A 12665-nucleotide genomic window follows, 5' to 3' on the forward strand; every position below is an offset into this window, starting at 1 on the left:
AACCTGTTGACCGGAAGCGCCAATCAGCATGACTGAACCGACCTCGCTCGCCAGCTGGACCCGCGCCTTGCGCAAGCAACTCGATGCCTTGGGCTTCGACAGCACCGCGCTGTGCCGGCAAGCCGGGCTCGACCCGCAACTGATGGACGATCCGAACGCGCGTTACCCGTTGTCCAGCACCACGCGCCTGTGGGAACTCGCGGTGCAGGTCAGCGGTGATCCGGCGATCGGCCTGCGGGTTTCGCGCTTCGTCAGCCCCACGACGTTTCACGCACTCGGTTATGCGCTGGTTGCCAGCGGCAGTCTGCGCGAAGTGTTCGAACGCATCGTGCGCTATCACCAGGTGGTCAGCGATGCCCTGGAACTGGAGCTGACCCGCGCGGAAGACCGCTACCGCTTCCATTTGAAAATCCCGCCGGGCAATCCCGCTCCCGCTTACGAAGCCATCGATGCCTTCACCGCGATTTACGTGCGCACCTGCCGCAATCGCCTGGGCCGCGATTACGCCCCGCTGGCGGTGTACCTGCGTCGACCGGAACCGGCCGATCCGCATCAGTGGCACAAGGTGTTTCGCGCTCCGGTGTACTTCGCCAACGACGAGGACCGAATCGAGTTCGCCCTGGCTGATTTCGACAGTCACCTGGACGACGCCAACCCGGAACTGGCCGAACACAACGAAACCGTGCTCAAGCGCACCTTGGCGCAGCTCAAGCCGCTGACATGGGAGCGCAAGGTTCGTGATGCCATCGAAGAACAATTGCCGGAAGGCGAACCCAGCGCAGAACACATCGCCAAGGCCCTGCACCTGAGCCTGCGCAGCCTGCAACGGCACCTGGCGGACGAAGGTTATCGGTTCGATACGCTGCTCAACGAAAGCCGCGAGAACCTGGCGCTGTTGCACCTGCGTGATCCGCAATGCTCGTTGAGCGAGATCAGTTATCTGCTGGGGTTCGCCGACACCAGCAGCTTCAGCCGCGCGTTCAAGCGCTGGACCGGGATGACCCCGGGGCAGTTTCGGGATGGGTTGCGGTGATCAGCCTTTAACCAGGCTGCGTGCCATACCCGCTTTCCACTGCTCGAGCATTTGCTCTCCAATTTCGGCAAAGAGATTGTGTGCCTTCATGTATTGGCCCATCTCATCCATCGCCATTTCCATCCCATGGATGACTTGTTGCAGCAATTCGTTGCAGCGGCCCTCGGTCAAATTGCACGCGGACCGACCAAATCGCATCAGCATTTTGTACTTGGGCCACGCCTTCGATCCGCCCAATAGCAATGCCATGCTATCGACCTTGATGTAGACCGACGTGGTGATGATGTCGTATGCGGGTGCCAGGCTGATTTGCGAATCGGCTCCACAGTCCTCGTAGAGCACACCGAAGTTTTTCAGGTGCGCGTCGCCATTCTTCAAACCCGATGAAAGTGCGACGATTTTAAAAAACGACTCAAGGGCTTGATTCAGCAGTGGAGGAGAAACAAACGCCTTGATCTGCTTGGCCGCGCCTTCGTATGAACCATCGTATTTGGCTTTTGAAGGCCAGCCGTTGAGCACGCAGAAGTCTTCGAATCCGAGATAGCCTTTGTCATTCAGATCGAAGCGTTCAACGATCAAAAACTTGCCGTGTTCACTGAGTTCGAACTTCGGCACTTCAAGACCTGAATGCAGTGCAGCCCGCATGCAGAAGTATTCGTTGGCAGCGAGTTCAGGGTATTGCTCCGGGTGAAAGGTTTTGACCAGATGCGTTGCCCTGCGATGGGACGGCCGATCGATGGTTGACGCGCTGTCACGAATCAGAACTTTCGGCTGGACACCGGAAACGCCTGAATACCGGCCATAGGTCTGCAAGAGGTCTTCGAACAAACCTTGCGCACCATCATGTACAAGCAGGTCCGCCAGGCTGGTTTCAGGTGGACGGTCGTTCGGATCCTGCGCCGTTGAAATGCCCACTCTTCCGAGCTGGTGCGGGCCGACTAAGGCAAGCATCGAGAATTCATCAAACCCCCGGACAGCTTTGCTGAAACGACGAGTCAACTCATCACGCAGAGCTCCCTCCGGCAGGTTCATTTCAAAAACCGGTGGAACGCCCGGTTCCCACGCATAGCTCTCCAAGCGCACCGGCATGGTCAATGAGACGGCGTTTTGCTCTGACGCGTTCTCGGCGTACGCAAACACGGTAGCGATGGGGGACTGACCACGACCAAGAATTCCGACGGCACTGTTGGAAACACTGACCGCCAGCCGATCCTTTTCCTGCGGATCATTCATGGAAATTCACCTTTTTCAGGGTGTCCAGTGTCGGGCGCTTCGATTGTCGCGGCACAGCCGTAAGCTCATAACCGAAACCGTTGAGGATCGCCTCAACCTTGCGCAGACCGATTTCGGAGAGGGTGTTGTTTTCGATTCCGGAGATCGTCGCACGGCTCATTCCATACTGCTGCGCCAGTGCCTGCTGGGAGAGTTTTCTCTTCTTGCGCAAGGTTCGGATCAAAAGTCCAGTCACATTTCCCGGCGCTCCAGATCAGGCATCAAAGCACCGCCAGTGCCCGCAACCGCTCTGCATCCAGAATTTCGATTTCCCCGTAACTCAGCCCGATAATCCCCTGCCCCTGCAAATCCTTGAGAATCTGATTGGTGGTCTGGCGTGACAGCGACAACATCGACGCCAGTTGCTCCTGCGGCAGTTGCAGGACGCGGCGGGGTTCGTCGAGTTCGCCGTAGCCTTCGGCGATCATCAGCAAGCGATGCGCGAGCCTTGCCGGTGCAGGCAACAGGCTCAGTTGCTCCAGATTGATGAAGGTCATGCGTAGCTTCTGGCTCATCAACAATGCCAGTTGCCGCCAGTGCACCGGTTCTCCGTCGAGGACCGCCAGCAAAGGGTTCTGCGCAATGTGCAACAGCGTGCAATTGCTCACGGCGAACGCATCGTGGGTACGCGGCAGACCATCGAACAAACCGATTTCGCCGAACCAGTGCGGTGCCTCCACCAGGCTCAGCAATGCCTCTTTGCCCTGCTCGCTGACGGCGCCGATGCGCACCGCGCCTTCAAGCACCGCGTACAGGCCACACGGCGGATCACCACGCTTGAACAGGCGCTGCCCCGGCGACAAGCGCCGCACCCTGGCGGCGGACAGCAGACTATCCTGTAGGGAAACAGGCAAATGGCTGAACCACTGACCACGCATCAGGCGTGGGCGCCAGACCTGCATATCCATGAAAACTCCTAGAGATTGTCGCCTGGCTGACAGAGCGTGAAACGGCCCCGAGGCATGATCCGTCACCCTACAGGAGGAATAACAATGAAAAAAAGCCTCGTTGACCATCTCAGTCAATACGCCGCGTACCACCGTGACCCGCGCAACATCGCCACCCACTTCATCGGCATTCCGCTGATCGTGCTTGCCGTCGCCGTGCTGTTGTCTCGTCCGCAGTGGGCCGGGGGCTGGCTTTCACCGGCGGTGCTGGTGTCATTGGCCAGCGCATGGTTTTACCTGCGCCTGGAATTGCGCCTCGGGGTGTTGATGACGGTGTTGCTGGGGCTGTGTGTCTGGGCCGGTCAGGTGCTGGCGCAGCAAAGCACGCTGGTCTGGTTGAGCAGCGGTGTGCTGATGTTCGTGATCGGTTGGGCGATCCAGTTTGTCGGGCATCACTACGAAGGGCGTAAACCGGCGTTCGTCGATGATGTGACGGGGCTGATCGTCGGACCGTTGTTTGTGGTGGCTGAGCTGGCGTTCTTGTTGGGGATGCGGCATGAGCTCAAAGAGCGGATCGAGGCGCGGGCAGGTGAGGTGCGGGTCAACCCGAATAAAGCGGCGGCTTAGATCGCTTTAAAAGATCGCAGCCTGCGGCAGCTCCTACAGAGACTTATGACCGACATAAATCCCCTGTAGGAGCTGCCGCAGGCTGCGATCTTTTGATCTTAGATGTTGGCGACTTTCTGCCAGACCTTCGGCTTGAAGAACAGCGTCTCGCCCTTGGCCAAACCAATCAGGCTGTCGTGATCCTTCACCACTTCGGCCTCGATCAAATCTGTCTGGCCTTCAACCTTCAGAGTCACCCGCGTAGTCGCGCCCAGCGGACGAATATCGCGTACTTCCGCCGCATGGTGATCGTCCAGTTCATGGCGCGACAACGACACCTCGTGCGGACGGAACAGCACGTGGTTGTCCTCGCCCAGATGCAGACGGTTCGAGTCACCGAGGAAGTGATAAACGAAATCGCTGGCCGGGTTTTCGTAGACGTCACCCGGTGAACCGATCTGCTCGATCACACCCTTGTTCATCACCACGATGCGGTCGGCGACTTCCATCGCTTCTTCCTGGTCGTGGGTCACGAACACCGAGGTCAGGTTGATGTCTTCGTGCAGGCGCGCCAACCAGCGGCGCAGCTCTTTACGGACCTTGGCGTCGAGGGCGCCGAAGGGTTCGTCGAGCAGCAGCACTTTTGGCTCAACCGCCAAGGCGCGGGCCAATGCGATCCGCTGGCGCTGACCACCGGAGAGTTGTTCCGGGTAGCGATCCGACAGCCAATCCAGCTGCACCATGTTCAGCAGTTCGTGGACTTTTTCTGCGATCCGGCTTTCGCTCGGGCGCTGGTTTTTCGGCTTCATGCGCAGGCCGAACGCGACGTTGTCGAACACCGTCATGTGGCGGAACAAGGCGTAGTGCTGGAACACAAAACCGACGTTGCGATCACGCACGTCGTGGCCGGAAACGTCTTCACCGTGGAACACGATGTTGCCCTGATCCGGGGTTTCCAGACCGGCGATGATCCGCAGGAGCGTGGTCTTGCCGCAACCCGACGGACCGAGCAGCGCGACGAGTTCACCGCTCTGGATGTCCAGGCTGATGTTGTCCAGCGCCTTGAACGCATTGAAATTCTTGCTGACGTTACGCACTTCGATCGACATGAATTATTCCTCCGCGGCGCTGGCGCGCAGGCGGTTAATACGGTTTTCGCTCCACTGCTTAAGCAGCAGGATGAAGAGCGCCATGATCAGCAACAGGCTCGCTACCGCGAACGCGGCCACGTGGTTGTATTCGTTGTAGAGGATCTCGACGTGCAGCGGCAGGGTGTTGGTCACCCCGCGAATGTGCCCGGAAACCACCGATACCGCACCGAACTCACCCATGGCCCGCGCGGTACACAACACCACGCCGTAGATCAGGCCCCATTTGATGTTGGGTACGGTCACGTGCCAGAACATTTGCCAGCCGTTGGCACCGAGCAGGCGCGCGGCCTCTTCTTCCTGGGTGCCTTGTTCCTGCATCAGCGGGATCAGCTCACGGGCCACGAACGGCACGGTAACGAAGATCGTCGCCAGCACGATGCCCGGCAGCGCGAAGACGATCTGGATGTCGTGATCCTGCAACCACGGCCCGAACAGGCCTTGGGCGCCGAACATCAGCACATACACCAGACCGGCGATCACCGGCGATACCGAGAACGGCAGGTCGATCAGCGTCACCAGCATGCTCTTGCCGCGGAACGAGTACTTGCTCACGCACCACGCGGCACTGACGCCGAACACCACGTTCAATGGCACCGAAATCAGCACGGCGATCACCGTGAGTTTAAGCGCCGACAGTGCGTCGGGTTCGAAGATCGCGGTGAAGAATGCACCAAGGCCCAGCTTCAAGCCTTGAGACACCACAATGAACAGCGGAAGCAACAGAAACAGCGCAAAAATCAGCCAGCCGAGGCCGATCAGGATTCGCCGCGAAGTCGCACTGCCACGGCGGGCAGCGTTGGCCGAAGAGGCGGCAGCAATTGACGATTGGGACATGGGTGCGCCTCCTTATGGGGTTTCGATGCGACGCTGCAGCAAGTTGATCAGCAGCAGCAAAATGAAAGAAACCACCAGCATCAGTACACCAATGGAGGTAGCGCCGGTGTAATCGTACTGGTCGAGCTTGACCATGATCAGCAACGGCAGGATCTCGGTTTTCATCGGCATGTTGCCGGCGATGAAAATCACCGAACCGTACTCGCCGACCCCGCGGGCAAAGGCCAGAGCGAAACCGGTCAACCAGGCAGGCAATAGTGCCGGCACCAGGATATGGCGGAAAACCTGCAATGGTTTTGCACCGAGGCACGCCGCCGCCTCTTCCACTTCACGAGGGATATCGGCCAATACCGGCTGTACGGTACGTACTACGAATGGAAGTGTCACAAAAGTCAGGGCAAGGGTGATGCCCAGAGGGGTGTAGGCGATCTTGAAACCCAGATCCGCTGCAAACTGACCCACCAGACCGGTAGGGGTGTACAACGCGGTCAACGCGATACCGGCCACCGCCGTGGGCAATGCGAACGGCAGGTCGATCATTGCGTCGATGATTTTGCGTCCAGGAAACGTATAACGCACCAGCACCCAGGCCAGCAGCGTGCCGATGATGCCGTTGATGATCGCGGCATAGAGCGCAGTGCCGAAGCTCAGCTTTAACGCCGCCAGCACCCGCGGTGCCGAGATGATTGCCCAGAACTGATCCCAGGTGAGTTGAGCGGCATGCACGAACATCGCCGCCAGTGGTATGAGCACAATCAGGCTGAGGTACACCAAGGTGTAGCCCAGCGTCAGCCCGAAGCCGGGTATGACGGGGGAGATACGACGCGACATAAAAGTCCTTGGTTGAGAACGCACAAAGCCCCGAAAGTAAATCCGGGGCTCGTTGATGGCTATTTAAGATTACTGCGCCTGGTAGATCTGGTCGAATACGCCGCCGTCATTGAAGAATTTCGGCTGCGCGGTTTTCCAGCCGCCGAAGTCCTTGTCGATGGTCACCAGCTCCAGTTTCGGGAACTGCTGGGCGTACTTGGAAGCCACGTCCTTGTCCCGCGGACGATAGAAGTTTTTCGCCGCAATTTCCTGGCCGGCCGGGCTATACAGGTGCTTGAGGTACGCTTCAGCGATCTGCTCGTTACCCTTTTTCTCGGCGTTTTTGTCGACTACGGCTACCGGAGGCTCGGCAAGGATCGACAGCGAAGGCACGACGATTTCGAATTTGTCGGCACCACCGTCTTCTTTCAAAGCCAGGAAGGCTTCGTTTTCCCAGGCCAGCAACACGTCGCCCTGCCCGTTGTTCACGAAGGTGATGGTCGAACCGCGAGCACCGGTGTCCAGCACAGGCACGTGCTTGAACAGGGTTTGCACGTATTCCTTGGCTTTGGCTTCGTCACCACCGTTGGCTTTCAGGCCATAGGCCCACGCCGCGAGGAAGTTCCAGCGCGCACCGCCGGAGGTTTTCGGGTTCGGCGTGATCACCGATACGTCATTCTTGACCAGATCGCCCCAGTCCTTGATGCCTTTCGGGTTGCCCTTGCGCACGAGGAACACAATGGTCGAGGTGTAAGGCGTGCTCGCTTCCGGCAGACGCTTCTGCCAGTCAGCCGGCAGGGTCTTGCCGAGCTTGGCGATTTCGTCGATGTCACCGGCCAGGGCCAGGGTCACCACGTCGGCACGCAGACCATCGATCACCGCCCGACCCTGCTTGCCCGAACCACCGTGGGACTGCTGGATTTTCACGGTGTCGCCGGCATGGTCTTTCTGCCAGAACTTGACGAACTCGGCGTTGTAATCCTGGTACAGCTCACGAGTCGGGTCGTACGAGACGTTGAGCAGCTCGTAATCCTTGGCAACCGCGGAACCAGCAAAAAGGGCACTGGCCAAGGCGGCCAAAGCGAAGTGACGAATCGACGACATGGTGAAAGCTCCTGGAATTCTAATTGTGTTGGCTAGTTCTTATGGATTTCTGGAATCGCGGTGCCGGTTCAAAGATTGCGTCAGCTCGGTTTGTTACCCGGCTGCTGCAAGCGGAATTTTTCCTTGCGTTCGATCTGCACCACCTGAGCGTTGTGCACGGTGATTTCCACCGCGCCGAACCGCAGATCGCGCAGAGCGCTCTGGATTTCACGCAAGATGGTTGCTTCGTCCTGGCCGTCAACGCTACGTAGAGATGCGCTCATGGTGCTGCTCCTTCGACTGTGTGGTTGCCTGGCAGTGGCGGCACTGCTTGCGGCGTGGAACCAATAGTAGAGAGGCGTAGATATTCTTAAAAAGACTATTTAAGAATGTTTATATAACCAAAAGAGATTATTTGGTGGGACAAGGGTTTGCGCAGTGCTATTGGCCCCAAGATCAAAAGATCGCAGCCTTCGGCAGCTCCTACAGAGGTACACATTCCGCGATCTTTTAGCGATTAACGAATGACTGGAGCCCGATCCCAATCCAACTGCCCAGCCGGCACCGGTCGCCCAAACCAATAGCCCTGACCCAGATGGCAGCCGTGTTCGAGCAGGAACGCCGCCTGTTCGATCTGCTCGACCCCTTCCGCATGCACCTGCATGCCCATGCTCTGCGCCAGGGCGATGATCACCCGCGCAATAGCGGCGTCATCCTCGTCCGAAGGCAAGCCTGCGACAAACCCCTGATCAATCTTGAGCTTTTGCACCGGCAAGCGCTTGAGCCGCAGCAGTGACGAATAACCCGTGCCGAAGTCGTCGATGGCCAGGCTCACACCCAATTCGCGCAGGCGATGCATTTGCTCCAGCGCGACTTCCGGGTCCTCCATCACCGCGCTCTCGGTGATCTCCAGCTCCAGACAGGCCGGGTCCAGTCCGGTCTCACGCAGCACCTGCGCCACTTGCTGGTACAACTCACGGCGAGCGAACAGCCGGGAAGAAACGTTCACCGCGACAAACGACAACACCACACCGGCCTGCTGCCATTGGCACATTTGCCGGCACGCCTGCTGCATCACCCAGGCGTCGATTTCGGCGATAAGTCCGGTCCGTTCGGCCACTGGAATGAATTCGGCTGGCGACACCAGGCCTCGTAGCGGATGCTCCCAACGCACCAACGCCTCGACGCCGATCAACCGGCGGGTCTGAAGGTCGTGAACCGGCTGGTAATAGACCCTCAACTCTTGTTGATCCAGGGCGCGGCGCAACTCGAAGGCAATCTCGACCCGCTGCTGGGCGTGGGCGGTCAACTCCTCGGTGTAAAGCGCGTAACCATTGCGGCCGGCACTCTTGGCCTTGAACAGCGCGGAATCGGCGTTGCGCAGCAACTGTTCGGCGCTCAGTGCATCGCCGGGGAACAGGCCGATGCCGATGCTGGTGTTGATGAATAGCTGATGCCCGTCGATCTGGAACGACTCCTTCAGACCCTCGATGATGCGTTGGGCCAGCGCTGCGGCCTGACCCAACTGCGGACAGTTCTCGGCCAGCACCGCGAACTCATCGCCACCGAGTCGCGCCAGGGTGATGCCGGGGCCGAACATCGCCTTCAAGCGCTCCGCTACCGCTTTGAGCAACTGGTCGCCAATGGTGTGCCCGAGGCTGTCATTGATCATCTTGAAATGATCCAGGTCGATCATCAGCAACGCGCAACCGCGCTTGTGGATCTGCGCCGAGGCCAGCGCCTGTTCGATGCGATCAGTGAACAGCAGGCGATTGGGCAAGTCAGTCAGCGGATCGTGGTGCGCCAGGTGCATCAGTTCTTGTTCGGAGTTTTTGATCGCGCTGATGTCGGAGAACACCGCGACGTAATGGCTGAGCTGCCCCGAATCGTCGCGAATGATGCGGATGGTCTGCCATTGCGGGTAGATTTCACCGCTTTTGCGCCGGTTCCAGATTTCCCCGCTCCACTCGTCTACGCTGTCGAGGGTCGAGAACATCGCCTGATAGAAATCCGCCGAATGACGGCCGGACTTGAACAAGTTGGGGCGCTGCCCTAGCACCTCCTCGCGCTGATAACCGGTGATCTGCATGAAGGCCGGGTTGACGTGAACGATCAAGCCTTCGCGATCAGTGACCAGCACGCCTTCACGGGTGCAATCGAACACCGCAGCCGCCTGTCGCAAGCGCTCGCGATCTTCGCTACGTTCGCGCAACCTGGCGCCGATTCCCAGACAACGCAGCAAGCGCGTCCGGGCAATGAAGATCAACCCGGCGCTGAATATGACCCAGGCATAACCGTTGATCAGTTGCCATCGTGATAGCTCGACGGAGTTATCAAAGAAACTGTTCAATAAATAGTCACCGGCCTGCAGCCAGATCACAGAAAGCAACAGGTAAAGCAGCGCTGCGCGCAAAGCGTCGCGATAGCTGGCAGACATAAGACTGTCCATGTCCCTACTAAATTGCCGGGATTATAGGTGAAAGACACATCCAGCCACTCTTATCTGAAAGGGCGACTGGTTTTCTCTGTGGGCTTGGTGATAATGCAACGGCTGTTTTTTTCTTTATCGAGGGCCCTATAGCCTATGTGGTACGAAGGTTTTCTCGGCTTGTCGCCCTGGTCACTGGTGGCAGTCACCCTGCTGATGACCCACGTGACGATTGTCGGCGTCACGGTCTATCTGCACCGTTACTCAGCGCATCGCTCGCTTGAGCTGAATGCTGGCCTGAAACATTTCTTCCGTTTCTGGCTGTGGCTGACCACGGCTCAGAACACCCGCGAGTGGACCGCTATCCACCGCAAGCACCACGCCAAGTGCGAAACCGAAGATGATCCGCACAGCCCGGTCGTCAAAGGCTTGTCCACGGTCCTGCGCAAAGGTGCCGAGCTGTACCGCGCCGAAGCGGAAAACCCCGAGACCCTGCGCATCTACGGCAAGAACTGTCCCGAAGACTGGATCGAACGCAATCTTTACACCCGCTTTCCGCTACTGGGTGTGGCGATCATGGGCGTCATCGACCTGCTGCTGTTCGGCACAATCGGCATCACCATCTGGGCCATCCAGATGATGTGGATTCCGGTGTGGGCCGCCGGTGTGGTCAATGGCCTGGGCCACGCCGTCGGCTATCGCAACTTCGAGTGCCGCGATGCGGCGACCAATCTGGTGCCATGGGGCATCCTGATCGGTGGCGAAGAACTGCATAACAACCATCACACCTACCCTAACTCGGCAAAACTGTCGGTGAAGAAGTGGGAGTTCGACATGGGTTGGGCCTGGATCAAAGTCTTCAGCTTCCTGCGTCTGGCCAAGGTCCAGCGCGTCGCGCCTATCGCCCACCGCGTCGAAGGCAAGGGCAGCCTGGACATGGACACCGCCATGGCGATCCTCAACAACCGCTTCCAGATCATGGCCCAATACCGCAAATTGGTGATCGGTCCACTGGTCAAGCAAGAGCTGGCAAAGGTCGATCACTCTGTCCGCCACCAGTTCCACCGCGCCAAGCGCCTGCTCTCCCGGGAAACCAGCCTGCTGGACGAAAAGCATCACGTACGCATCCAGAACATGCTCGAGCACAGCCAGGCGCTGAAGGTAATTTACGAGAAACGCCTCGCGTTGCAGCAGATCTGGGTCAAGACCAGTTCAAATGGTCACGACATGCTCGCCGCCATCAAGGACTGGGTGCATGAAGCCGAAGCCAGCGGGATTCAATCCCTGCGTGACTTCGCCGATCAGCTGAAAACCTACTCCCTGCGCCCTACCGCTGCCTGATGCCGTTGATCGGTGCGCTCTTTCCCGGGGCGCACCTTTCGGAACTTCGCTTCAAATCCCCCCTCTCAAAGACACTTCGCCATCCAGGCGTGCTTCGTTGTGGCCGCTTCGAACTTAAGGCGGTGCATGCCCTTTGAGATTTGTACCGATGGTCAATGAAAACCTGAAAGACCGTACTCCAACGCAGTGGCCCGAGGCCGCGCAAACCCTCATGGCGCTGATGCGCGCCCAAGGTGAAGTGGCGCGCCTGAGCGAACGCGAGCAACTGTTCAGCACCTTGCTGGTGAGCGTCAACGCGGTACTTTGGGCCTTCAACTGGGAAACCCGTCAGGTGCTGTACGTCAGCCCAGCCTATGAACGGATTTTCGGCCGATCCGCCGAGCTGCTGCTGTCCGACTACAACCAGTGGCGCGACAGCATTTACCCGGACGATCTGGAATACGCCGAGCGCAGCCTGGCGGAGGTGCTGGACAAAGGCGCCGTCGAAGACCGCGAATACCGCATCATCGACGGCGAAGGCCAGGTGCGCTGGCTCAGCGACAAATGCTTCATCAACCGTCAAGCCGAGCCGGGTCAACCGGTGATCATTGTCGGCCTCGCCGAAGACATCACCGACAAAAAGCACATGGAAACCGAGCTGCAACGCCTGGCCACCACCGATGCCCTGACCCAGAGCAGCAACCGCCATCACTTCTTCGATGGCGCGCATCAGGAGTTCGAACTGGCACGGCAACAAGGCACGCCGCTGTCATTCCTGATGCTGGACATCGATGACTTCAAAGTGATCAACGACACCTACGGCCACCAGGAAGGCGACAACGTGCTGCAGCACATCGCCGACAGCGGCCGCGCGGCGCTTCGCCGTGGCGATCTGTTCGGGCGCATTGGCGGCGAGGAGTTCGCTGCGGTGTTCCCCGGCTGCACGCCGGAGATGGCCCTGCAAGTGGCCGAGCGCCTGCAACGGGAGATCCAGCGCCTGAGTTTCGACCACGATGGCCAGATTTTCGGCATCACCGTCAGCCAGGGCCTGACCAGCATCACTGCCGAGGATGAAAACGTGGAAAACCTGTTTGCCCGGGCGGATGCGGCGATGTATCAGGCCAAGCGCGACGGCAAGAACCGGATTGTCGTGGGCTGACAGCCCCGACACAGAACAAATGTGGGAGCGGGCTTGCTCGCGAAGAGGCCATATCAGTCGCCTTGGATGTCGACTGGCATAC

At 58.9% G+C, this 12665-nt stretch carries 13 protein-coding genes; 4 read left to right on the top strand and 9 right to left on the bottom strand.

The annotated features are described in order from the left end of the window. Positions 1 to 28 precede the first annotated feature (28 nt). Positions 29 to 1033 carry an AraC family transcriptional regulator gene (locus tag ACM110_RS08895; RefSeq protein WP_416127469.1) on the top strand — a complete coding sequence of 335 codons (1005 nt, stop codon included), beginning with the start codon at positions 29 to 31 and terminating at the stop codon, positions 1031 to 1033. Here the strand turns inward: ACM110_RS08895 and ACM110_RS08900 are convergent, their stop codons facing one another. The 3 genes from ACM110_RS08900 to ACM110_RS08910 are packed head-to-tail and all read right to left on the bottom strand — an operon-like array spanning position 1034 to position 3213. After that, positions 1034 to 2266, bottom strand: coding sequence for a type II toxin-antitoxin system HipA family toxin (locus tag ACM110_RS08900; protein ID WP_416127470.1), 1233 nt, complete (start codon positions 2264 to 2266; stop codon positions 1034 to 1036). Beyond that, positions 2259 to 2489, bottom strand: a complete 231-nt coding sequence (locus ACM110_RS08905) for a helix-turn-helix domain-containing protein (protein WP_416127471.1) — start codon at positions 2487 to 2489, stop codon at positions 2259 to 2261. Before ACM110_RS08905 ends, ACM110_RS08900 begins: the two co-directional genes overlap by 8 nt. Before the next feature lie 37 nt (positions 2490 to 2526). Then, positions 2527 to 3213: a Crp/Fnr family transcriptional regulator gene (locus ACM110_RS08910; protein ID WP_416127472.1), complete on the bottom strand. Its 687-nt coding sequence runs from the start codon at positions 3211 to 3213 to the stop codon at positions 2527 to 2529. An 84-nt stretch (positions 3214 to 3297) separates the two neighbouring features. Here ACM110_RS08910 and ACM110_RS08915 point away from each other — a divergent pair, with 84 nt between their 5' ends. Then, positions 3298 to 3819, top strand: coding sequence for a DUF962 domain-containing protein (locus tag ACM110_RS08915; protein ID WP_416127473.1), 522 nt, complete (start codon positions 3298 to 3300; stop codon positions 3817 to 3819). Positions 3820 to 3917: 98 nt separating this feature from the next. Here the strand turns inward: ACM110_RS08915 and ACM110_RS08920 are convergent, their stop codons facing one another. From ACM110_RS08920 to dibA, 6 genes are all read right to left on the bottom strand, one after another. Continuing rightward, positions 3918 to 4907 carry a sulfate/molybdate ABC transporter ATP-binding protein gene (locus ACM110_RS08920; protein WP_416127474.1) on the bottom strand — a complete coding sequence of 330 codons (990 nt, stop codon included), beginning with the start codon at positions 4905 to 4907 and terminating at the stop codon, positions 3918 to 3920. 3 nt (positions 4908 to 4910) lie between these two features. Next, complete coding sequence (gene cysW, locus ACM110_RS08925; protein WP_201115438.1) at positions 4911 to 5783, bottom strand: sulfate ABC transporter permease subunit CysW; 873 nt, start codon at positions 5781 to 5783, stop codon at positions 4911 to 4913. 12 nt (positions 5784 to 5795) lie between these two features. Next, the gene (gene cysT, locus ACM110_RS08930; RefSeq protein ID WP_034148416.1) at positions 5796 to 6614 is read right to left on the bottom strand and encodes a sulfate ABC transporter permease subunit CysT; all 819 of its coding nucleotides are present in this window, start codon (positions 6612 to 6614) and stop codon (positions 5796 to 5798) included. Between the two features lie 69 nt (positions 6615 to 6683). Further along, positions 6684 to 7697, bottom strand: coding sequence for a sulfate ABC transporter substrate-binding protein (locus tag ACM110_RS08935; protein ID WP_338584130.1), 1014 nt, complete (start codon positions 7695 to 7697; stop codon positions 6684 to 6686). A gap of 80 nt (positions 7698 to 7777) precedes the next feature. Next, on the bottom strand, positions 7778 to 7960 hold the full coding sequence (oscA, locus tag ACM110_RS08940; protein ID WP_022643503.1) for a sulfur starvation response protein OscA: 183 nt from the start codon (positions 7958 to 7960) through the stop codon (positions 7778 to 7780). Between the two features lie 233 nt (positions 7961 to 8193). Further along, entirely contained in the window at positions 8194 to 10113 is a 1920-nt protein-coding gene (dibA, locus tag ACM110_RS08945) for a phosphodiesterase DibA (RefSeq protein ID WP_416127475.1), read from the bottom strand. Between the two features lie 147 nt (positions 10114 to 10260). Between dibA and desA the strand changes: the two genes are divergently transcribed. Together desA and ACM110_RS08955 are read left to right on the top strand one after the other, a co-directional pair. Beyond that, a complete protein-coding gene (gene desA / locus ACM110_RS08950) occupies positions 10261 to 11445 on the top strand; it encodes a delta-9 fatty acid desaturase DesA (RefSeq protein ID WP_338584128.1) in 1185 nt (394 codons plus the stop codon). 148 nt (positions 11446 to 11593) lie between these two features. Further along, positions 11594 to 12583: a GGDEF domain-containing protein gene (locus ACM110_RS08955; protein WP_416127521.1), complete on the top strand. Its 990-nt coding sequence runs from the start codon at positions 11594 to 11596 to the stop codon at positions 12581 to 12583. The last annotated feature ends 82 nt before the right edge of the window (positions 12584 to 12665 follow it).

The organism is Pseudomonas sp. NFX98 (assembly GCF_047784845.1).
In the GTDB taxonomy this organism is placed as follows: Bacteria; Pseudomonadota; Gammaproteobacteria; order Pseudomonadales; family Pseudomonadaceae; genus Aquipseudomonas.